Source organism: Neptuniibacter sp. QD37_11 (assembly GCF_047778105.1).
Classification (GTDB): Bacteria; Pseudomonadota; Gammaproteobacteria; order Pseudomonadales; family Balneatricaceae; genus Neptuniibacter.
Map to the genome: position 1 here is coordinate 1,055,773 of NZ_CP180552.1, position 19,945 is coordinate 1,075,717.

The 19,945-nt window shown below is 43.6% G+C and carries 19 protein-coding genes; 13 read left to right on the plus strand and 6 right to left on the minus strand.

All coding sequences use genetic code 11. From position 1 onward, the window contains the following. Positions 1 to 38 precede the first annotated feature (38 nt). The 6 genes from ACMXYT_RS04705 to ACMXYT_RS04730 all read left to right on the plus strand — a co-directional run bounded on the left by ACMXYT_RS04705 (position 39) and on the right by ACMXYT_RS04730 (position 4,796). On the plus strand, positions 39 to 812 hold the full coding sequence (locus ACMXYT_RS04705) for a substrate-binding periplasmic protein (RefSeq protein WP_415900444.1): 774 nt from the start codon (positions 39 to 41) through the stop codon (positions 810 to 812). A gap of 268 nt (positions 813 to 1,080) precedes the next feature. Then, positions 1,081 to 2,304 carry an OprD family outer membrane porin gene (locus tag ACMXYT_RS04710; RefSeq protein WP_415900445.1) on the plus strand — a complete coding sequence of 408 codons (1,224 nt, stop codon included), beginning with the start codon at positions 1,081 to 1,083 and terminating at the stop codon, positions 2,302 to 2,304. Positions 2,305 to 2,548: 244 nt separating this feature from the next. Beyond that, positions 2,549 to 3,250: a DUF1538 family protein gene (locus ACMXYT_RS04715; protein WP_415901096.1), complete on the plus strand. Its 702-nt coding sequence runs from the start codon at positions 2,549 to 2,551 to the stop codon at positions 3,248 to 3,250. Continuing rightward, on the plus strand, positions 3,251 to 4,030 hold the full coding sequence (locus ACMXYT_RS04720) for a DUF1538 domain-containing protein (RefSeq protein WP_415892142.1): 780 nt from the start codon (positions 3,251 to 3,253) through the stop codon (positions 4,028 to 4,030). It begins immediately after the preceding gene. A 14-nt stretch (positions 4,031 to 4,044) separates the two neighbouring features. Continuing rightward, the gene (locus ACMXYT_RS04725) at positions 4,045 to 4,395 is read left to right on the plus strand and encodes a P-II family nitrogen regulator (protein WP_415900446.1); all 351 of its coding nucleotides are present in this window, start codon (positions 4,045 to 4,047) and stop codon (positions 4,393 to 4,395) included. Beyond that, entirely contained in the window at positions 4,392 to 4,796 is a 405-nt protein-coding gene (locus ACMXYT_RS04730) for a CBS domain-containing protein (RefSeq protein WP_415900447.1), read from the plus strand. Before ACMXYT_RS04725 ends, ACMXYT_RS04730 begins: the two co-directional genes overlap by 4 nt. Before the next feature lie 75 nt (positions 4,797 to 4,871). Here the strand turns inward: ACMXYT_RS04730 and ACMXYT_RS04735 are convergent, their stop codons facing one another. The 4 genes from ACMXYT_RS04735 to ACMXYT_RS04750 form a co-directional block, all read right to left on the minus strand. Further along, a complete protein-coding gene (locus tag ACMXYT_RS04735) occupies positions 4,872 to 6,227 on the minus strand; it encodes a class II 3-deoxy-7-phosphoheptulonate synthase (protein ID WP_415900448.1) in 1,356 nt (451 codons plus the stop codon). Between the two features lie 280 nt (positions 6,228 to 6,507). Then, positions 6,508 to 7,422, minus strand: a complete 915-nt coding sequence (locus ACMXYT_RS04740; protein ID WP_415881872.1) for a LysR family transcriptional regulator — start codon at positions 7,420 to 7,422, stop codon at positions 6,508 to 6,510. A 111-nt stretch (positions 7,423 to 7,533) separates the two neighbouring features. Further along, positions 7,534 to 8,439: an ornithine carbamoyltransferase gene (argF, locus tag ACMXYT_RS04745; RefSeq protein WP_415900449.1), complete on the minus strand. Its 906-nt coding sequence runs from the start codon at positions 8,437 to 8,439 to the stop codon at positions 7,534 to 7,536. Further along, entirely contained in the window at positions 8,436 to 9,656 is a 1,221-nt protein-coding gene (locus ACMXYT_RS04750; protein ID WP_415911932.1) for an aspartate aminotransferase family protein, read from the minus strand. The genes argF and ACMXYT_RS04750 overlap by 4 nt, the downstream gene beginning before the upstream one ends. A 314-nt stretch (positions 9,657 to 9,970) precedes the next feature. Between ACMXYT_RS04750 and grxD the strand changes: the two genes are divergently transcribed. Both grxD and ACMXYT_RS04760 read left to right on the plus strand, forming a co-directional pair. Next, entirely contained in the window at positions 9,971 to 10,309 is a 339-nt protein-coding gene (gene grxD, locus ACMXYT_RS04755) for a Grx4 family monothiol glutaredoxin (protein WP_415900451.1), read from the plus strand. A 90-nt stretch (positions 10,310 to 10,399) separates the two neighbouring features. Continuing rightward, positions 10,400 to 11,002: a peroxiredoxin gene (locus ACMXYT_RS04760; protein WP_415887385.1), complete on the plus strand. Its 603-nt coding sequence runs from the start codon at positions 10,400 to 10,402 to the stop codon at positions 11,000 to 11,002. Between the two features lie 81 nt (positions 11,003 to 11,083). Here ACMXYT_RS04760 and rnt read toward each other — a convergent pair whose 3' ends face one another. Then, positions 11,084 to 11,710, minus strand: a complete 627-nt coding sequence (rnt, locus tag ACMXYT_RS04765; protein WP_415896197.1) for a ribonuclease T — start codon at positions 11,708 to 11,710, stop codon at positions 11,084 to 11,086. Positions 11,711 to 12,023: 313 nt separating this feature from the next. Between rnt and ACMXYT_RS04770 the strand changes: the two genes are divergently transcribed. The 3 genes from ACMXYT_RS04770 to ACMXYT_RS04780 all read left to right on the plus strand — a co-directional run bounded on the left by ACMXYT_RS04770 (position 12,024) and on the right by ACMXYT_RS04780 (position 15,944). Continuing rightward, positions 12,024 to 12,821: an OmpA family protein gene (locus tag ACMXYT_RS04770; protein WP_415900452.1), complete on the plus strand. Its 798-nt coding sequence runs from the start codon at positions 12,024 to 12,026 to the stop codon at positions 12,819 to 12,821. Between the two features lie 151 nt (positions 12,822 to 12,972). Further along, a complete protein-coding gene (locus tag ACMXYT_RS04775; protein WP_415892134.1) occupies positions 12,973 to 14,199 on the plus strand; it encodes an argininosuccinate synthase in 1,227 nt (408 codons plus the stop codon). 131 nt (positions 14,200 to 14,330) lie between these two features. After that, entirely contained in the window at positions 14,331 to 15,944 is a 1,614-nt protein-coding gene (locus ACMXYT_RS04780) for a tetratricopeptide repeat protein (protein ID WP_415900453.1), read from the plus strand. A gap of 8 nt (positions 15,945 to 15,952) precedes the next feature. Here ACMXYT_RS04780 and ACMXYT_RS04785 read toward each other — a convergent pair whose 3' ends face one another. Further along, positions 15,953 to 16,333, minus strand: a complete 381-nt coding sequence (locus tag ACMXYT_RS04785) for a hypothetical protein (protein ID WP_415900454.1) — start codon at positions 16,331 to 16,333, stop codon at positions 15,953 to 15,955. A gap of 76 nt (positions 16,334 to 16,409) precedes the next feature. Between ACMXYT_RS04785 and ACMXYT_RS04790 the strand changes: the two genes are divergently transcribed. Beyond that, entirely contained in the window at positions 16,410 to 18,530 is a 2,121-nt protein-coding gene (locus ACMXYT_RS04790; RefSeq protein WP_415900455.1) for a type I secretion system permease/ATPase, read from the plus strand. A 4-nt stretch (positions 18,531 to 18,534) separates the two neighbouring features. Continuing rightward, positions 18,535 to 19,854 carry an HlyD family type I secretion periplasmic adaptor subunit gene (locus ACMXYT_RS04795; protein ID WP_415900456.1) on the plus strand — a complete coding sequence of 440 codons (1,320 nt, stop codon included), beginning with the start codon at positions 18,535 to 18,537 and terminating at the stop codon, positions 19,852 to 19,854. Positions 19,855 to 19,945: the final 91 nt, after the last annotated feature.

Here is a 19,945-nt window from a genome sequence, read left to right on the forward strand (position 1 = left end):
ATTATTTGATCTAGATATATGTCTTTTCTGGTAGTCTTATGTCTCTCATTTTTAGGTATTTGCTCTCTGCTTTCTTGTTGCTTAATGCATCTGTAGGTTTTTCTGCAGATAAAATCGTGATCGCTGCAGATCGTTGGTGTCCTTTTAACTGTGAAGCTAACGCGCCTTTACCCGGTTTTATGATTGAGGTAGCTACTGAGGTTTTTGCAGAGAAGGGGATAGAGGTTCAGTACATAGAGATGAACTGGTCTCGTGCTATTCAGGAAGCGAAGAAAGGACATATCAATGCAGTAGTCGGCGCCTTTAAAGGCGATGTGCCGGGGTTTGTTCTACCTGAGCAAGAGTTGGCAATTTTGGGTAATACCTTTTTTGTACATAAAGATTCGAATTGGCAGTATCAAGGGGTCGAATCGCTTCAAGGCCATCAACTAGCTGCTATTAGTGGTTACGATTATGGCGATGAATTGCGGGACTATATTCAGAATAATAGCTCCGATAGTGTGACTATGTTAGGAAGCGAGCAGCCCCTTCATCGAGGTATACAGATGCTTTCTTTAAAGCGGATCGATATGCTGGTCGAAGCCGACCCTGTTTTTTGGTACACCGCGAATCTGCTTAATAAGGCTGATCATTTTAAAGTCGCGGGTAGTGCAAAAGAGTTTGAAAAGTCCTATATCGCTTTTTCTCCGGTTATAGATGAGTCTCAGGAATACGCTCAGATTCTTTCCGATGGAATAGAGCGATTACGCAAGAGCGGTCAGTTACAGGAAATACTTTCTAAATACGGTATGACTGATTGGCGAGAAGAATAGTTAGATGCACTTTGAAAGCGCTATTTGATGCTGCGAAGGACTGTAAAAGTTAGAAAAAGTTCCACCCTTCATGGTGTATTAACCTAAAAAACACCAGCGAAAATGATATTAAAATGACGAAAATTGTCATTTTTGATGGATTCCTCTGCGAACGCACCAGTTTCGAGCGTTAAACCCTGCAAACCCGAAAATTACAAAGAAAAAGCCTGCCTTTATTTTCTTAAAATAGCCACCTTCGCAAATAATAACTCAGGTTTGTTACATTATTATGTTTCAGAAAAAACTAAGCGTAGCGGCTCTGGCATTCGGTGCAGTAGCTAGCGGCTCCAGCATCGCAGCTGAAGCGCAAAATGACGGTTTTAAAGTTGATTTAGGTTTACGTACTTTCTACATGAACCGTGATTTTGATCAGGGTATCCCAGACACTATTGCTGCGGGTCAAGCGTTCAAACTAGACGTTGCTTCTCCATACTTTGGTGGCTTCGTTGGTTTTGATGCAACTGTTACTGAAGTTGTAGCTTTAGAAGACGACAAGACTGTTAACACGTCTGACGTGTTGGCGACAGGCGGTAAAGGCTACACTGCGGTTGAGAATCTATACGTTAAACTGAAACCTCTGGATAATGTAAACATCCGTGCAGGTCGCATGGTAATGATGACGCCACTACTGAACGACCTTCAGTCTCGTCTTTCTGCACCAAGCACACAAGCTATTTACGGTGACATCGCTCTAGACAACCTGAGCCTATATGCATTCTACTCTGACGAAGCTTCTCGCAACACTGACGAAGGTTTCCAGAAGTATGAAGCGAACGGTGAAGACTACGACATCACTTCCGTAGGTGGTACTTACAAATTTGCTAACGGTGCGAGCATTGAAGTTCAGCACGCTGTTGCAGACGAGTACAAGAAGCAGTCTTGGTTCAACGTAGCTTACCCAACTAAGATGGGTGAGTACGATGTAACACTAGACGCGCGTCACATGCGCGGTTCTGACGACGGTGTCCTGTTGGCTGATTACGACAGCAACCTAACTAGCTTAACTGCTCGTTTTGCTAAAGGTGACTGGGCATACACCGTGAACTACCAAACTGTTGGTGGTGACGATGGTTACAACATCAAGTGGGACGGCAGCGGCACTGAGCGTAATGACGATTCTCAGTACTTCACTTACGGTGCGGTTCAGCTACTAGACTTCGATGCTGATGATGAGCAATCTCTACAGTTCCGTGTAGATTACGATATGCCATCTCTTCCAGGTCTTCACCTAATGGCTCGTCACACTCAATCTTGGGATGTTGACTACGCTGGTGGTACAGACGGTAAGCGTCACGAAACTAACTTCGACGCTAAATACACTGTACAAAGTGGTAAAGCTAAAGATCTAAGCGTACAGCTTCGCGTATCTCACGTGAACGGTGACGTAATTCAGGGTATTGGTCGTGTAAACGATATCCGTTTGATCTTGGATTACCCAATCAATCTTCTTTAAGCATTTTCCCGCTTGAGAACGCAGGGGCCTTAGGGCCCCTGTTTTTTTCTATCTTTTAATGCTTATTTAATTGGTCCTTCAACTAGTTTTATATTTTGTTCTGTTAACTAGGACATTCTTATCCCGTTTTTTGATTTAGATCCTTTACACTGACCCTTATACCTCGTAATTTAGATATTATTAATCCTTAATATTCAAGGGGATAACTAAGTTGCACGCAGGTGTTCTTGCTTTAGGTCGATCCATGTTAGGTAGCTTGAGAGACTTGGCGCCTATTGTCTTAGTGATCGCATTTTTCCAAATTGTTGTTTTGCAGCAGCCTGTCCCAGATTTCTTTGGTTTGGTGACTGGGTTGTTATGTGTTGTCGCTGGCTTAACCTTCTTTATTTATGGCTTGGAGATGGGACTTTTCCCTATAGGGGAGAGCATGGCGCATGCTTTTGCGCGCAAAGGCAGTGTGTTTTGGCTGTTAGCTTTTGCCTTTTGCCTAGGGTTTGGTACCACTGTAGCGGAGCCTGCGTTGATTGCCGTGGCAGCGGAGGCGGCTAAAGTTGCCGCTACGGGTGGGATGATTGAAGCGACTGAGCAATCTCAGCTTAGCTACGCTTCGGGCCTTCGATATACCGTTGCTTTTTCTGTTGGCTTAGCCATTGTTTTGGGGGTGTTACGTATCCTTAAAGGCTGGTCGATTCAATATATGATTATTGCGGGTTATATGCTCGTAGTGATTATGACCGCTTTTGCACCCCGTGAAATCATCGGTATTGCCTATGATTCAGGTGGTGTTACCACTTCTACGATTACGGTTCCTTTAGTGACAGCGTTAGGTGTCGGTTTGGCTTCATCTATTGAGGGTAGAAACCCGATGATAGATGGCTTTGGTTTGATCGCCTTTGCTTCTTTAACACCCATGATCTTTGTTATGGCTTATGGGATGGTGATCTAAATGGAATTGTTGTCGCAATTTATCGAGATTACCCTGACTACAATTAAAGATGTGATTCCAATCGCAGTCATTATCTTTGGTTTTCAGATTGCTGTGATCAGGCGACGTATTGCTAATCTACGTAAGGTGCTGATTGGCTTTGCTTATGTGATTGTTGGTTTAGCGCTTTTCTTGTTGGGCTTAGAAAAGGCTTTATTTCCAATCGGGCGTTTGATGGCTGAGCAGTTGACCGATCCAGAATTTATTCGAAGCTGGAGTGGTTCGGTTGCGGACGCATTGCAATGGCAAGATTACTTCTGGGTTTATATCTTTGCCTTTGCAATTGGAGCAAGTACCACCATTGCGGAGCCTTCACTGATTGCTGTGGCTATTAAGGCGAATGAGGTTTCCGGTGGCGCAATTGGTGTCTGGGGGCTGCGCATAGCGGTTGCTATAGGCGTTGCTGTCGGTATCTCTTTAGGCACTTGGCGAATTGTTACAGGCTACCCGATTCACTGGTTCATCATCGCGGGTTATATCGTTGTTGTTATACAAACCTGCTTTGCACCCAAGATGATTGTGCCTTTGGCATATGACTCAGGCGGAGTGACAACGTCGACGGTAACGGTGCCACTTGTAGCGGCTCTGGGACTTGGTTTGGCTGAAACGGTTCCTGGCCGAAGTGCTCTGATTGATGGTTTTGGTTTAATTGCCTTTGCTAGTTTATTTCCAATGATAACGGTAATGGCGTATGCACAAATTTCTGAATTTCGCACTAAACGTGCGAGAGCAACTGGCTGACAAAAGAGGCAGATATGCATTTCAAACTGTTAGTAGTGTTTGTAGAAGATTCAAAAACAGATGATGTAATGAAAGCTGCGCGTGAAGCGGGGGCTACTGGCGCAACAGTTATTAATAATGCGCGTGGAGAAGGGATTGATAAATCGACTACCTTCTTTGGCTTAACCTTGGAAACTCAGCGTGATGTTTTACTTTTTATTGTAGAAGAGCATCTCAGTAGAAAGATCTTAGAAACCATATCAGAAGTGGGTGAGCTTGATGAAAAGCCTGGGCGTGGGATCGCAATTCAGCTTGATGTCGAAGACGCCGTCGGGATATCTCACCAAGTGGCCAAATTAGCCAATATTGTGGAGGAAGAGCTATGAACACTCAGCGTAAAGTCGTACGGACCTGCGATGTAATGACGGATGAGTTCGCTATGGTTGATGGCTTAATGACAGTCAGTGAAGCATTGAAAATCTTCCAAGAGCAAGATGCGCGTGTCCTTATCATAAATAAGCGTAATGATGATGACGAATTTGGTTTGTTATTACTGTCGGATATTGCAAAGAAAGTCGTTGCGAAAGACCGCTCTCCTGAGCGTGTGAATGTATATGAAGTGATGGCGAAACCAGTTATTTCTGTTGATCCTCATATGGATATTCGCTACTGCACGCGTTTGTTTGAGAATTTTGGCTTAGCGCATGCGCCAGTGATTGATAAGGGCCATGTTCTAGGCGTAGTAAGTTATCGCAGTATTGTGCTGAAAGGTTTGTTGGAAAATTAACCTTTCTAACCAGCTCAGATAAGAAAAAGCCCGTCATTTATTGGACGGGCTTTTTTTTGTTCATCGGAGGCAGGATTAAGCTCTAGCTGCTTTTAAGGTATCAGCAATTAAGAAGGCGAGTTCTAGTGCTTGCTCGCCGTTTAAGCGTGGGTCGCAATGGGTATGGTAGCGATCCCCTAAATCTTGCTCGCTGATCATGTAAGCGCCACCAATGCATTCTGTTACATTCTGGCCTGTCATTTCGAAGTGTACGCCACCGGCGTGAGTGCCTTCTGCTTTGTGAACTTCGAAGAAGCCTTTCATTTCACGAAGAATAGAGTCAACGCTACGAGTTTTATAGCCGCTTGAAGCTTTGATCGTATTGCCATGCATTGGGTCAGAGCTCCAAATGACTTGCTGACCAGATGCTTTAACCGCACGAACTAAGTTTGGAAGGCATTCTGTGATCTTATCTGCTCCCATGCGAGCAATCAGCGTAATACGACCTGCTTCGTTTTCTGGGTTTAGTGTTTCTAGAAGCTGTTCTAGATCTTCAATTTTGGTGCTTGGTCCGACTTTAACGCCAATTGGGTTTTTAACACCACGAAGGAACTCTACATGGGCATGATCTGGCTGACGTGTACGATCGCCAATCCATAGCATGTGTGCAGAACAGTCATACCAGTTGCCCGATAGGCTATCTTGGCGAGTGAGTGCTTCTTCATAGCCAAGCAGCAGTGCTTCATGGGATGTGTATAGCGATGTTTCATGAAGTTGTGGCGTGTTTTGTGCGGTAATGCCGCAAGCTTCCATGAAGCGCATAGTTTGATCGATCTGATCCGCTAAATCTTGGTACTTGTTACTCAGCGGACTATTAGTCACAAAACTTTGGTTCCAAGCGTGGACTTGTTGTAGATCAGCAAAGCCGCCACGAGAAAAAGCACGAAGCAAATTCAATGTGGATGCTGCTTGATGGTAAGCAGTTACTAGGCGTTCAGGATCTGCCTGTCTAGCGGATTCAGTGAACTCAATACCGTTGACTATATCGCCACGGTAACTAGGCAGTTCAATACCGTTCGCTGTTTCCATGTCGCTAGATCGTGGTTTTGCATATTGTCCTGCGATACGGCCAACCTTAACAACAGGGCAGCTAGCAGAGAAGGTCATAACAATGGCCATCTGCATCAAAACTTTAAAAGTATCGCGGATTTTGTCGGCGTTGAATTCGCTGAAGCTCTCTGCACAATCACCGCCTTGAAGCAGAAATGCTTTGCCTTGCGCTACTTGTGCTAGATCGGTTTTTAGCTGATTGATCTCGCCTGCAAATACCAATGGTGGCATTTGGGATAGGGTGCTTTCGGCTTTGTTTAGCGCAGCTGCATCAGGGTACTGTGGCTGCTGAACAATGGGTTTATCTCTCCAGCTTGAAGGAGTCCAAATCTTTGTAGTCATGTGTCTTTCCTGCTTCCTTACAGCGTTTATATGTGTTTTGGGCTGTAGGGCGAATAATCTGGGTAAAAGGGCAAGTAATGCTTGCTGAAACTAAAGATGTGATACGGCCTGTCAGTTATGTGCAGGTAGCACTAAACCCACAGACCTAGATAAAGTAGGACTGAGAATAAAAGGCAAGAGCAGAAGAGTCTGCTGATAGTTGTTTTAGGAAACTCGCAGGTGCGTTATTCACTGTAAACGTCGTGTATTCTCAAAAATGTTTCGATCAGTATAAAGGTAATTAAGCTGTCTTTATACCCGTTAGATTACGGAAGGATACATCTTTTGCGGTGTTAAGGAAATCCACCATAAACTCGGCGTCTTTTTGGTCTTCGCGGATTGCGGCGTAAAGCGTACACCAAACACCTTTCTCTCCTAAAGGTTTGGATACGATGTAATCGCGCTGAATATACTCGTGCATAGCCCAGTTGGGTAGGGCGGCTACACCGCGTCCACTAGCGATCAACTGCATCATCATGACAGTTAATTCTGCTGTGCGTATTGCAGCAGGCTCAACACCAGCTTCATCTAGGAAGTGGTTAAAGATATCTAAACGTTGAGGTTCCACTGGGTAAGTGATTAGCGTTTCTTGAGCGATATCTTCTGGGTGGATAAAGCGTCGTGCCATTAATCGATGCTGTTTACTGATCGCTAAACGTGATTCGTAAGTGAATAGCGGAATATAAGCAATACCGTTGCGAGGCTCAGGATCAGCAGTAATAACTAAATCTAAATCACCGCGAGCGAGAGCAGGAAGAGGTTGGAAGCTAAAGCCGCTTGAGAGGTCGAGTTCTACTTCTGGCCAGTGCTGACGGAAGTGGTCGATCGTTGGCATTAACCAATCGAAGCAACTATGACATTCAATGCACAGGTTCAAGCGCCCAGCTTCGCCGCCTGCTAGTCGTCCTATATCGCGTTCGGTATTGCGTATCATTGGGAGTATTTCATCCGCTAGCGTAAGTAGGCGCTGGCCTGCACTGGTGAAGCAAATAGGCTTAGTTTTACGGATAAACAGAGAGCAATTGAGGCGATCTTCGAGGTCTTTGATCTGATGGGAAAGAGCTGATTGAGTCAAATGGACGCGTTCTGCTGCTTCGACCAAGCTGCCTGCATCTCTTAAGGCAGATAGGGTTTTCAGGTGGCGCAGTTCAATCATCGATTCCTTCTCCGTTCAGGCTCAGTTAACCACGGTAATAGGCAGTATAGTACGCTCGAGCGATAAAGAGCAGGTAAGCAGTCAATTCACTGCTTACCTGTTATCAGATTGCTATTTTACAAGAAGAAACTCTAGCAGAGCTTTTTGTGCGTGAAGGCGGTTTTCTGCCTCATCGAAGACTACCGAGCGTGGATCTTCAAGCATATCGACACTGATCTCTTCGCCGCGGTGAGCAGGGAGGCAGTGCATGAATAGAGCGTCTTTATTAGCTTTATCCATCAATTCTGGAGAAACTTGGAAGCCTGCGAATTTCTCTTCGCGCTCTTTTTGTTCCTCTTCCTGACCCATAGACGCCCAAACATCAGTCACAATCAGGTCGCTACCAGTTACTGCTTCTTCTGGGGAGCGAGTAATAAATACTCGATCTTTATTGGTTTCGACTAGATCCATATCTGGGTCGAAGCCTTCAGGGCAAGCAATATTTAGTTTGAAATCAAACTGGCGCGCTGCATTGATATAGGAGTGGCACATGTTGTTGCCATCACCGATCCAAGTAACCGTTTTACCTTGAATCTCGCCGCGATGTTCGAAGTAAGTCTGCATATCAGCCAGTAACTGGCACGGGTGATATTCATCAGTTAGAGCGTTGATTACAGGTACAGAGGAATTGGCAGCAAACTCTTCTACAAGCTGGTGGCTGAATGTGCGGATCATAACCACATCAACCATGCTTGAGATTACTTTGGCGCTGTCGCTGATCGGTTCACCACGGCCAAGCTGGGTATCACGAGGTGATAGGAACATCGCGTGACCACCAAACTGTGCCATACCGGCTTCAAAAGAAACACGGGTACGAGTCGATGATTTTTCAAAAATCATCGACATCACTTTATTTTTTAGCGGTTCGTAAACTTCACCGCGATTGCGAATCGCCTTCAGCTCACTCGCGCGTTTAACTAGAGTGCGTAGTTCTTCAGGAGATAAATCGAGTAGGGTTAAAAAGTGTCTTGTACTCATTGTTCTCTACGTTCGTCTGCAGGGCTCGAGTCTTGGCTGATTGGATCGCGCTCATCAGCCGCATATACGCGAATAATTTGAGATAGCGTGTTAACCAATAGATCAGCTTCGCTATCTGTCATAGTTAATGGTGGTAGTAGACGTACTACTTTACCGCCACCTGTAATGTTAAGAAGAATACCTTTTATCTTTGAAAGAACGGCTAATTCAGTACCTGCTTCACTGAGCTGGATTGCGATCAATAGGCCTTTGTTGCGAATCTCTTCAACGTAATCAGTATGGCCAAGCTGCTCTTCTAGGCCGGAAGTAATACGGTTACCTAGTTCAGTAGCACGATCACATAGGTTTTCATCGATGATTGTATTTACAACCGCTAATGCTGCTGCACAAGAAAGCGGGTTGCCACCGTAAGTGGAGCCGTGAGTGCCGGCGATCAAAATGCCAGCTGCTTTGCCGCGTGCTAGGCAGGCACCAATTGGAACGCCATTACCCAACCCTTTAGCTGTAGTTACTACGTCCGGCAAAATATCGTTATGCTGGTAAGCAAAGTATTTACCAGAACGGCCATTACCTGTTTGAACCTCGTCTAACATTAATAGCCATTCGTTAGCATCACAGATATCACGTAACTGATTAAGGTAATCATCAGCCGGTATATTGATACCTGCTTCGCCTTGAATCGGTTCGGCAAAAATCGCAACTATATTAGGGTTGTTGGCTGCAATTGTTCTGATGGCTTCGATATCGTTGAAAGGTGCGCGTACAAAGCCGCTTACTAGAGGCTCAAAGCCTGCTTGAGCTGCGCGGTTACCGGTTGCGCTTAATGTAGCCATCGTGCGACCGTGGAAAGAGTTTTCCATAACGATGATTGCAGGATTTTCGATGTTGCGAACGACATGACCGTAACGGCGAGCAAGCTTAATCGCTGCTTCATTTGCCTCAGCACCTGAGTTACCGAAAAAAACATTATCCATGCCGGAAATGTTAGTTAGGCGGTCGGCAAGTTGCTGCTGATTTGGAATGGTATACAAATTAGACGTATGCAATAGGTTGCTAGCTTGATCGCAAATCGCATGAGTCACTGCTGGGTGCGAGTGGCCTAGACCGCATACAGCTATACCGCTTAACGCATCAAGGTATTTATTTCCGTCAGTATCATACAACCAGCTGCCTTCTCCGCGTTCGAACGCTACGGACAACCGGTTGTAGGTAGTCATAATCGATTCTACAGCCATTATTTTTATCTTCCCTACAACGCAAAAAGGCAGCCAAAGCTGCCATTTAAAGGACGAATAATAGGCAGCTTTGTGGTTTTTCGCAACCGTTTTGCTGGATAAATTTGTGTTGTCTAGGCAAATGGATGATTGACCTTGTGTGAGTTGCTTCGAATGGCTAATTAATTTTTTTTATTAACTCTATAAAGAAAAGCAAATATACATTGTCAGAGTAAAATGGTCGGATATGTGGTACATTGTTCACCACAGCACAAAACGGTTGTGCATCCTACATAAAGTATTTTATAGGTGTATGAATGAGCGTAATTGATACCATCAAAGAGCAGATTGAAGGTAATGACATTCTTCTTTACATGAAGGGAACACCTCGTTTCCCTCAGTGTGGCTTCTCTTCACGTGCTTCAGAAGCTGTGATGGCTTGTGGTGAGCGTTTTGCTTTTGTAAATATTCTGGAAAATCCAGAGATCCGTGCAGAACTACCAAAATATGCAAACTGGCCAACATTCCCTCAGCTTTGGGTTAAAGGTGAGTTGATTGGTGGTTGTGACATTATTTGTGAAATGTCAGAAAACGGTGAACTAGCTGAAGTGATCAAAGAAGCAGCAGCGGGTTCAGAAGAGCAAAGCGCAGAGTAATTTAGATAGATTATTGCTTGATTTTGTAGCGGTCTTTTCTATCATAAAAAACCTAAACGCTAGATAGCATTTTAATGGAGAAATAGCACAATGGGCGTACTTGTAGGCAAACAGGCTCCTGACTTTACAGCACCAGCAGTACTAGGTAGCGGCGAAATCGTTGACGCTTTTACACTGTCTGAAGCAACTAAAGGCAAAAAAGCGGTAGTATTCTTCTACCCACTGGACTTCACATTCGTTTGTCCTTCTGAGCTGTTAGCTTTTGATCACCGTATCGAAGAGTTCAAAAAGCGTAACGTTGAAGTGATCGGTGTTTCTATCGATTCTCACTTCTCTCACAACGCATGGCGTAACACGCCGGTAAACGAAGGCGGTATCGGTGCAGTAAACTACACGCTAGTTGCGGATATGACTCACAGCATCTGTCAGTCTTACGATGTTGAATCTGAAGGCGGTGTTGCTTTCCGTGGTTCTTTCCTTATCGACGAAGACGGTCTGGTACGTCATCAAGTTGTTAACGATTTGCCACTAGGTCGTAACGTTGATGAAATGCTTCGTATGGTTGATGCACTTGCATTCCACCAAGAGCACGGCGAAGTTTGCCCAGCTGGTTGGAACCAAGGTGATAAAGGTATGGATGCATCTCCAGAAGGTGTTGCTAAGTACCTATCTGAAGAAGCAGACAACCTGTAATCTTCTGCAATTTTATTGCTAATAAAAAAACCCGCTTAATAGCGGGTTTTTTTGTGCCTGGATATTGGTGGCTAAAGGGAATTATTCGTAGTCATCATATTGAGCAACCATGTCCCAGCCGCCAAGTTCTTTCCAGCGATTTACGATAATGCAAAATAGCTCAGCTGTTTTCATTGTGTCATAAAGTGCTGAGTGCGCTTGCTTACCATCAAACTCGATACCCGCAACTTGGCAAGCTTTCGCGAGAACAGTCTGACCAAATGCCAGACCGGCGAGTGTCGCTGTGTCGAAAGTGGAAAATGGGTGGAATGGATTGCGCTTGATATCTTCTCGATTTGAAGCAGCATTTACAAAGCTTTGATCGAAAGATGCGTTATGGCCAACTAAAACAGCTCGCTTGCAATCGTGCGCTTTAAGCGATTTGCGAACAGCGCGGAAAATTTCTTCTAGTGCTTCTCTTTCGGGTACCGCTTCACGATCAGGATCGTAAGGATCGATGCCTGTGAAATCCAAGGCGGATTGTTCAAGGTTTGCGCCTTCAAAAGGTTCTACTTGAGCTTCGAAGCTTTTGTCGATAATCAGAAAGCCGTTTTCATCCATAGTCAGAGTGACGGCTGCGATTTCAAGTAGTGCGTCGGTTCGGGCATTGAAGCCAGCTGTTTCAACATCGACTACGACTGGTAGGAAACCGCGAAAACGGTTTGCCATTGGGTGTTTTGTGGCGCTATGGTTGCTCAATGGATGCCCTTACTTTGGTAGAGGGTTGCCTTTAAATTTCGCAATATTCTAGCAGCGGAAGAGCAGTCACTCCAATCGTCTACTCAAGAATATTTAAAATTGGCCGTAATAATACAAATACTTATATAGCTTTATCATTAAAATTGCTTGTGCCCCTTATTATTAGATTTTCTGAGGGTATAATTTTAGTGGTTCCGTAATTGGTTTGATTGGCGGTTTTATTGTGCTTATTCGCGTATTTTCATTGTTGTGTTTAACTGTGCTTTCGTTGCAGGTGCATGCTGTGACATTTCGCAGTTCCATCGATGATTCGAAATGGGAGCTAGAGGCTTCTAAATTTGCGTGCCTATTAAGTCAGACAATCCCTTCTTTTGGCAATGCTGTGTTCGAACATGAAGCGGGTGAATCGGTTCGCTTTATGCTTAAACCCACCGAAACAATTCACTTCCAAAAAGGCGGTAAGCTGGTTGCTGAGGCAGCTCCTTGGCAGCCTGGAATAGTGCCTAAATATATTGCAGCGGTGAAAGCTGAAGAGAGAACTGGTCATATTAAAGTAGAGCCTAAACACGCTCAGAATATGTTGGCTGCTCTACATAGAGGAATGATGCCGACTTTTACTACGGATGAATGGTACGGGACTAGTGAATCATTACGTGTCTCTGTATCGGCGGTAAATTTCCAATCTGCCTACAATGACTATGTTGCTTGTACTGCTGGGCTGCTGCCGGTTAATTATCGTCAGGTGGCACGAACTGCAATTTTGTTCCCTTCAGCGCAGTGGCGTTTATCGGATGCGTCTAGAGAGCGATTGGATCTTATCGCACTCTACGTTAAAAATGATGATGCGGTTAAAGGTGTTTATGTTGACGGCCATTCTGACAACATGGGCCGTAGATTGATGAACCGAGATATTTCCAAGCGACGCGCGGAGGAAGTGACCGCATACCTAATCAGTTTAGGCTTGGAACCGACCATGATAACGACTCGCTATCATGGTGAGCGTTACCCTGTGGTTGAAAATAACAGCCGTAAAAACCGAGATCGTAACCGTCGAGTTACTATTCGTTTGGAAAAAGATTAGTCGATCTCAGCTATCGTTAATTCCTTCCTTATTAATTTGCCCTGCAGCGGATGCGTTGTTGGGGAAAGTTCTGCTATAATACCGCGCTTAATTTGAATATCCCTTTCGGCCCGTGTCGGGGCGAATATTGTTCGCAAGTTGGAGCTTGAGAATGTCCGAGATTAAAAAGGTCGTTCTGGCCTATTCCGGTGGATTAGATACGTCTGTTATCGTTCGCTGGTTGCAAGATGAATACAATGCCGAAGTAGTTACATTCACTGCTGACCTTGGTCAGGGTGAAGAGGTAGAACCTGCACGTGCTAAAGCGGAAGCTTTGGGTGTAAAAGAGATTTACATCGAAGATCTTCGTGAAGAGTTTGTTCGTGACTTTGTATTCCCAATGTTCCGTGCGAACACAATTTATGAAGGTGAATACCTTTTAGGTACATCTATTGCTCGCCCACTGATCGCTAAGCGCTTGATTGAAATTGCTAACGAAACTGGTGCTGATGCAATCTCTCACGGTGCGACTGGTAAAGGTAATGACCAGATTCGTTTTGAGCTAGGTGCCTACGCGCTTAAGCCAGGTGTTCATGTTATCGCGCCATGGCGTGAGTGGGATCTAACGTCCCGTGAAACACTTATGAAATACTGTGAAGATCACAATATCGAAGTTGATTTTGCTAGCAGTAAGAAAAAGTCTCCATACTCAATGGATGCAAACCTTCTACACATCTCTTACGAAGGTGACATCCTTGAAGATCCATGGCAGGAAGCTGAAGAAGATATGTGGCGTTGGTCTGTATCTCCTGAGCAGGCTCCGGACGAAGCAACTTACCTTGAGTTGACTTACGAAAAGGGTGACATTGTTGCGATCAACGGCGAAAAAATGAGCCCAGCGACTGTTCTTGAATACCTGAACAAAGTAGGTGGTGAGAATGGTGTAGGTCGCCTTGATATCGTAGAAAACCGCTTCGTAGGCATGAAGTCTCGCGGTTGTTACGAAACTCCTGGCGGCACGATTATGCTGAAAGCTCACCGCGCGATTGAGTCAATCACTCTAGATCGTGAAGCTGCTCACCTTAAAGATGAGTTGATGCCTCGTTACGCTAAAGTTATCTATAACGGCTTCTGGTGGTCAGAAGAGCGTAAGATGCTTCAGAAAATGATCGATGAGTCTCAGCAAGTAGTAAACGGTGATGTTCGCCTTAAACTATACAAGGGTAACGTTATTGTTGTTGGTCGTCGTTCTGATGACAGTCTGTTCGATGAGAATATTGCAACATTCGAAGATGATGCTGGTTCTTACGATCAGAAAGATGCAGCAGGCTTTATTAAGCTAAATGCATTGCGTATGCGTATTGCTGCAGGCAAAGGACGAAGCTTTTTAGACGATTAATTTGTCTAAATGTGAATAAAAAACCCCGTAGTGACCCTGCGGGGTTTTTTATTGTGCGCTAGATGGCCTAAACTTTGATAATGGTCTGATTTATATGCTACTTTTGCTGTTATCTAAACTACGCAGAACCTATGGAAATCAACTACTCAGGAAAGTCTGCTTTAATCGTAGACAGTAAGCTCGACGATCTCGGGGTGTTACGCCAAATCCTGGGGCGTATGGGCGTGGGGCAAGTGCAAGTTGCTTCCTCGGTAAATATGGCTTTAAGCCTGATGCGCGAGTTAACTTTTGATCTTTGCTTTGCAGCGTACGATATGGGCAAAGGTGAAAAAAATGGTCTGCAGCTTCTGCATGAGGCTAATGCAGAGGTTATCCTTCCTGAAGCTAGTACCTATTTCCTTATAGTTGATCCTGAAAGCTCTGAACTGCTTTTTGGCTCTTTAGAAAACTCTCCTGATACTTATATTTCGAAACCGTTTGATCAAGGCAAAGTTCGTCATCGCTTAGAAAAACAGCTGCGGATTAAAGAGGCGATTAGGCCAATCGAACAGTTGTTGGATGAAGAGCACTATGAAGAAGTGCTTGAGAAAGGTAGGGCGCTTGTTAACCATTACCCTGGCTTAAATATATTCCTTCAACGAGTGAATGGTATCGCTCTTTTAAGAATGAAGCGTTTTACTCAGGCCAAAGAGCTTTTTATGGGGCTTACGAGTAAGCGTGACCTTCCTTGGGCTGAAGTAGGAAAGGGAATTGCTCACTTCAACCTTGGTGAATATGACGATGCCTTGCATTGCCTTAATCGTATTGTGGATCAGCAACATGTTTGTGTTGAGGCATATACATGGCTGGCTCGAATTTATCGGGTTAAAGGGGAGCTGAGTCGCGCTGTTACTCTTATGAGAAAAGCTGTCATGATTCAGCCTACTGTGCCTGAGTTACAGAGCGAATTGGCTGATTTGGCTTCCCAAACGGGTGAATGGGACATTGCTAAAGATGCATATCAGCAAGCCGTTCGTTATGCTCGTTATTCTGTTTTTCAAACCCCATCTCATTATTTTGGTTTAGTTAGATCTTTAATTCAGGCTAATAAAACAAAGTTGTCTGAAATCGAAACGGATGTTGTCCGAATTTTGGAGGATGTCGTTCTTGATCATCCGGATGATCAAGAAGTTATGTTCCGAGCCAAGCTTATAAATTGTGACCTTTACCGCCAAGAATCGGCCGATTCTCGCAAGCGTTTAGAGCAAATGCTTCAACAAACGTTGAATTTTTTCTTGCGAATGGATGTAGATAACCAGTGTAAATGGTTGGATGTTTTAGTCGATGCTGTTCATGGTTGTGAAATAGAAGGGGAAGTTCAGCTTAAGCGTAAAGACCTTAATCGTGTGATGGTGGAGAAAGATTGGGGTAAGGCCAATTATGCAGCTATGAGTAGTTTTAGGGGCGGTGATTTAGACCGAGCATTTTTAATGTTTGGTCGAGCTAATGAGTTGTTACCAAGTCATACGGGTATTGCACTTAATTTGGTCCAAGCGGGTATTGAAAAAGCGAAGAGAGGTCAGAATGCTCTGTGGATCTTGTTATCTGTTCGAGATGTTTTGGCTACTATCTCTTATGGAGCGTTGTCTGAAAAGCAGCAGCAGCGTTATTCTGCACTTGCTGAACGTTTCGCTGAGCAATACAACCAATTAAATCACTTCAAGAAAGAAGAGGATGAAGATCCATTATTAAGCCAAGAGCTTTAAGTGCTTCTTTATAAGGTTTCATCGTCTTCTATAAGGAATGAGTGAGACTTTTCTTCGTGTTGTTCAGGCTCCCCTTCTCCGCGGTTAATATTACGCGCAAGTTTACGGCCTAAAAGTTTCTTTTGTGCCATTGGTGGAAGGTCGGTAAACAAAATAAGGTTCTTGTTAATAAGGACGTCTACCAAATCTTCAAAAATACGGGCTACGGCCATATCAGACTGTTGAAGGAATTCCTCTGCAGAAAATTCTTCATCGTTAATTGATAGGAAATCCATTACTTCCTTGTTTTTTATATCAACCGCTTCAGCACCTGCTTGAGGAGTTTCTGAAAGACTTACAATTCGGCCTTCTTCATTGCGTATGGCGTATAACATATTGATTTGATACATTTGATGACTAATTGATAGTCATACTATATATCGTTTTTTTGAGTTTTTCTCTCAAATAAGGTTAAGGTTTAGGTTAATGGAAGCGGTTCAAGACCCTTTGCTCGGTTGTTTGGTTCATCTTAGTAAGCAAAATCATAAGCCTTTCTCTCCTGAGGTACTGTGTGAAGGCTTACCATTAGTCGATCACAAGTTAACTCCTAAATTGTTTCTTCGTGCCGCAAAACGAGCTGGGTTTACAGCTCAAATACTGCGGCGCGAGCTATCTGATATATCTCCTCTTGTATTACCAGCGGTATTGATCCTCGAAAATGACCAAGCTTGCGTTCTTCAAGAGATAGATCATAAATCTGGAATGGCGGTAATCATTCAGCCAGAAAGTGGAGGTGTGCATGATTTATCGATAGATGAACTTGCTGAATCTTATAAAAATCATGCTATTTTCGTTAGGTTAGAATACCGATTTCAACAGCAAGTATCGAAGTTGTTGGAAGGCCATCAAGGGCATTGGTTCTGGGGGACAATCAAACGTTCTACCGCGATTTATCGAGATGTATTGATCGCATCCTTTTTAATTAACTTGTTTGTGATCGCAAACCCTCTTTTTGTGATGAATGTCTATGATCGTGTAGTACCAAATAATGCGATAGAGACGTTATGGGTTTTAGCGATAGGTGTCGCTGTCGTATATCTATTTGATTTTTCTCTTAAAATGCTTAGATCCTACTTTCTTGAGATCGCTGGTAAAAAGGGGGATGTAATTCTATCTGCCTTGCTTTTCGAAAAGGTTTTATCGCTCAAGTATAGTGCTCTTCCTGCTTCTGTTGGTTCTTTTGCTAGCAATTTACGTGAGTTTGAAAGTATTAAGAGCTTTTTAAGCTCAACTACAAATGTAGTATTTATAGATTTACCTTTTGCTGTGCTTTTCTTGGTCGTTATTGGCTTTATTGGTGGGCCTATTGTAATAGTTCCACTGGTGACAATACCTTTAATTATTTTGGTGTCGTTTATTGTACGGCCGTATTTAAAAGAGGCAGTTGAAAAAACATTCGCTTCTAATTCTCAAAAAAACTCAACTCTAATTGAAAGCCTTACGGCAATGGAAACTGTTAAAACTCAGAGAGCTAGTTCCTCTCTTCAATTGGGTTGGGAGCAAGCTGTTGGTTATATTGCTAAATGGAGTTTACGTTCACGGATGCTATCAGCATCAGTAGTGAATTTTGCATCATTGGCTCAACAGTTGACATCGGTCGGTATCATCATTACTGGGGTGTATTTGATTAGTGAAAGAGAGTTGACCATGGGGGCTTTGATTGCCTGTGTGATGCTTTCAGGGCGGGCGATAGGCCCGATGAGCCAGGTTGCTAATCTTGTAATTTCTTATCATCAAGCAGCTACTGCTTTGAAGGGACTTAATGAAATAATGGAATTGCCTTCTGAGCGCAGCGAGGAACAGCAGTTTATTCATCGTGATAAATTGGAAGGGGCTATTGAGTTTAAAGATGTAAGTTTTGCTTACCCAGGGGAAGAGCATAAAGCCTTGGATCGTGTTTCTTTTAATATAAAGCCCGGTGAAAGTGTTGCCTTAATAGGAAGGATCGGATCAGGTAAATCAACGATCGAGAAATTGGTATTAGGTTTATATGATGCTGGAGAAGGTTGCATACGGATTGACGGGATTGATATTAACCAGATAGATCCGGTCGATTTGCGAAGGAATTTTGGTTATATGCCACAGGATATTATGCTGTTCGCGGGAAGTGTTCGCGACAATATCGTAATAGGAAGCCCTCAGACTGAAGATGATCGTCTTGTAGAGGTGGCAAAACTCACAGGTGTTTCCGATATGGTGAATCGTCACCCTCAAGGGTTTGATATGAAAGTTGGGGAGCGAGGTGCAGCCTTGTCTGGTGGGCAAAGGCAGGCGGTTGCAGTTGCTCGTTCTCTTATTCATGATCCTAATATTCTTATTCTTGATGAACCTACAGCTTCAATGGATAACTCGTCTGAAGAGCAAATAAAGTCCATGCTTAAAACATATGCAAAGGATAAAACAATGTTGGTAGTTACCCATAAAATGTCTTTGCTAAGTTTGGTAGATAGAATAATTGTTATGGATTCTGGGCGTATTGTTGCGGATGGTCCCAAAGATGCAGTTCTAGATGCTTTAAAGCAAGGCCGTTTGCAGGTTCAGAGGTAACGTCATGGCTCAAGCTAAAAAAGACTTACAATATATGTCTAGTGTAAGTGAGGCGATGGCAGAGCAAAGCCCTAAAGGAGCTAGTGCTTTACTATGGTCGATGCTTATTTTTGTTGTTTTTGCCATCGCTTGGGCTAATTGGGCTGAGTTAGATGAAATTACGCGTGGGGATGGTGAAATTATCCCGTCAAGCCAACTGCAAGTTATCGAGACGTTAGAGGGTGGTGCGCTATCAGAAATCCTTGTTCGAGAGGGTGATGTTGTTGAAAAGGGCCAGGTTCTATTGCGAATTGACGATATACGTTTCTCTAGTTCTTTAAAAGAAAATGAAGTTAGGCAGTATGAGTTGATAGCAAAAGCTGTGCGATTGCAGGCAGAGGCAGATAATAAAGAGTTTTTATCCCCTACAAATTTCCCTGCTGAATATATGAGCATGCTTGATCAGGAGAAAAGTTTATTTTTGACTCGTAAGGCGGAAATGTCAGCCGCTCTTGGGGGATTGGAGCAACAAGTTGAACAAAGAAAGCAGGAATTAAAGGCAGCTAAATCTCAAGAAGGTCAATTAGTCAGAAGTTATAGTCTTTTAAAGCGAGAATTAGACATTACCCGACCACTATTGAAGGAAGGAGTGATTTCGGAGGTTGAATTTCTTCGGTTAAAGAGGCAATTAAATGATCTTTGGGGTGAATTATCAGGAGTTCGATTAAATATTCCTCGAATTGAATCTACTTTGCAGGAGACTAAGCAGAACCTTGATGGTGCTGAATTGCAATTTAGAAATGAAGCCCGAAGAGAACTTAATGAAGTGGTTGCTGAAAGTGCCCGAATAAAACAGGCATTAACGGGTATGAATGATCGTATAGATAGAGCTGAAGTTAAAGCTCCAGTCAAAGGTACAGTTAAGCAGCTACTGGTTAATACTGTTGAAGGAGTGGTTCAGCCTGGTGATGAATTACTAAATATTATCCCTTGGGAAGATAAGTTGTTAGTAGAGGCTAGGATTAGGCCATCTGATATAGCTAATATTTCTCCAGGCCAGGCGGCGATAATTAAAGTATCAGCTTATGACTTTTCAATTTATGGTGGGGTTGGTGCTTCAGTTGTATTCGTAAGCCCCAGTACTATCTTAGACGAGGAAGGGGAAAGTTATTATTTGGTTCGTTTAGAAACGGATGAGCCTTTTTTAGGAACAGCTGAGGCAGAATTGCCTCTAATTGCAGGGATGACTGTGAGTGTGGATATTCTTACAGGTAAGAAAACTGTAATGGATTACATACTGAAACCAGTGCTTAAGGCTAAAAGTAAAGCACTGACAGAGCGATAGAGAGTATTACTACAAGTGTTAATGTAAAGTTATTGAGTAATGCTTGCTATTTGACCCTATAGAATTTATGGTTTTTTTTAATTTTTTTGTA

Bases quoted from the DNA above. Each gene is read 5' to 3' on its own strand.
- ACMXYT_RS04705 (WP_415900444.1), top strand. From the start codon at position 39: ATGTCTCTCATTTTTAGGTATTTGCTCTCTGCTTTCTTGTTGCTTAAT.
- ACMXYT_RS04710 (WP_415900445.1), top strand. From the start codon at position 1,081: ATGTTTCAGAAAAAACTAAGCGTAGCGGCTCTGGCATTCGGTGCAGTA.
- ACMXYT_RS04715 (WP_415901096.1), top strand. From the start codon at position 2,549: ATGTTAGGTAGCTTGAGAGACTTGGCGCCTATTGTCTTAGTGATCGCA.
- ACMXYT_RS04720 (WP_415892142.1), top strand. From the start codon at position 3,251: ATGGAATTGTTGTCGCAATTTATCGAGATTACCCTGACTACAATTAAA.
- ACMXYT_RS04725 (WP_415900446.1), top strand. From the start codon at position 4,045: ATGCATTTCAAACTGTTAGTAGTGTTTGTAGAAGATTCAAAAACAGAT.
- ACMXYT_RS04730 (WP_415900447.1), top strand. From the start codon at position 4,392: ATGAACACTCAGCGTAAAGTCGTACGGACCTGCGATGTAATGACGGAT.
- ACMXYT_RS04735 (WP_415900448.1), bottom strand. From the start codon at position 6,227: ATGACTACAAAGATTTGGACTCCTTCAAGCTGGAGAGATAAACCCATT.
- ACMXYT_RS04740 (WP_415881872.1), bottom strand. From the start codon at position 7,422: ATGATTGAACTGCGCCACCTGAAAACCCTATCTGCCTTAAGAGATGCA.
- argF (WP_415900449.1), bottom strand. From the start codon at position 8,439: ATGAGTACAAGACACTTTTTAACCCTACTCGATTTATCTCCTGAAGAA.
- ACMXYT_RS04750 (WP_415911932.1), bottom strand. From the start codon at position 9,656: ATGACTACCTACAACCGGTTGTCCGTAGCGTTCGAACGCGGAGAAGGC.
- grxD (WP_415900451.1), top strand. From the start codon at position 9,971: ATGAGCGTAATTGATACCATCAAAGAGCAGATTGAAGGTAATGACATT.
- ACMXYT_RS04760 (WP_415887385.1), top strand. From the start codon at position 10,400: ATGGGCGTACTTGTAGGCAAACAGGCTCCTGACTTTACAGCACCAGCA.
- rnt (WP_415896197.1), bottom strand. From the start codon at position 11,710: ATGGCAAACCGTTTTCGCGGTTTCCTACCAGTCGTAGTCGATGTTGAA.
- ACMXYT_RS04775 (WP_415892134.1), top strand. From the start codon at position 12,973: ATGTCCGAGATTAAAAAGGTCGTTCTGGCCTATTCCGGTGGATTAGAT.
- ACMXYT_RS04780 (WP_415900453.1), top strand. From the start codon at position 14,331: ATGGAAATCAACTACTCAGGAAAGTCTGCTTTAATCGTAGACAGTAAG.
- ACMXYT_RS04785 (WP_415900454.1), bottom strand. From the start codon at position 16,333: ATGTATCAAATCAATATGTTATACGCCATACGCAATGAAGAAGGCCGA.
- ACMXYT_RS04790 (WP_415900455.1), top strand. From the start codon at position 16,410: ATGGAAGCGGTTCAAGACCCTTTGCTCGGTTGTTTGGTTCATCTTAGT.
- ACMXYT_RS04795 (WP_415900456.1), top strand. From the start codon at position 18,535: ATGGCTCAAGCTAAAAAAGACTTACAATATATGTCTAGTGTAAGTGAG.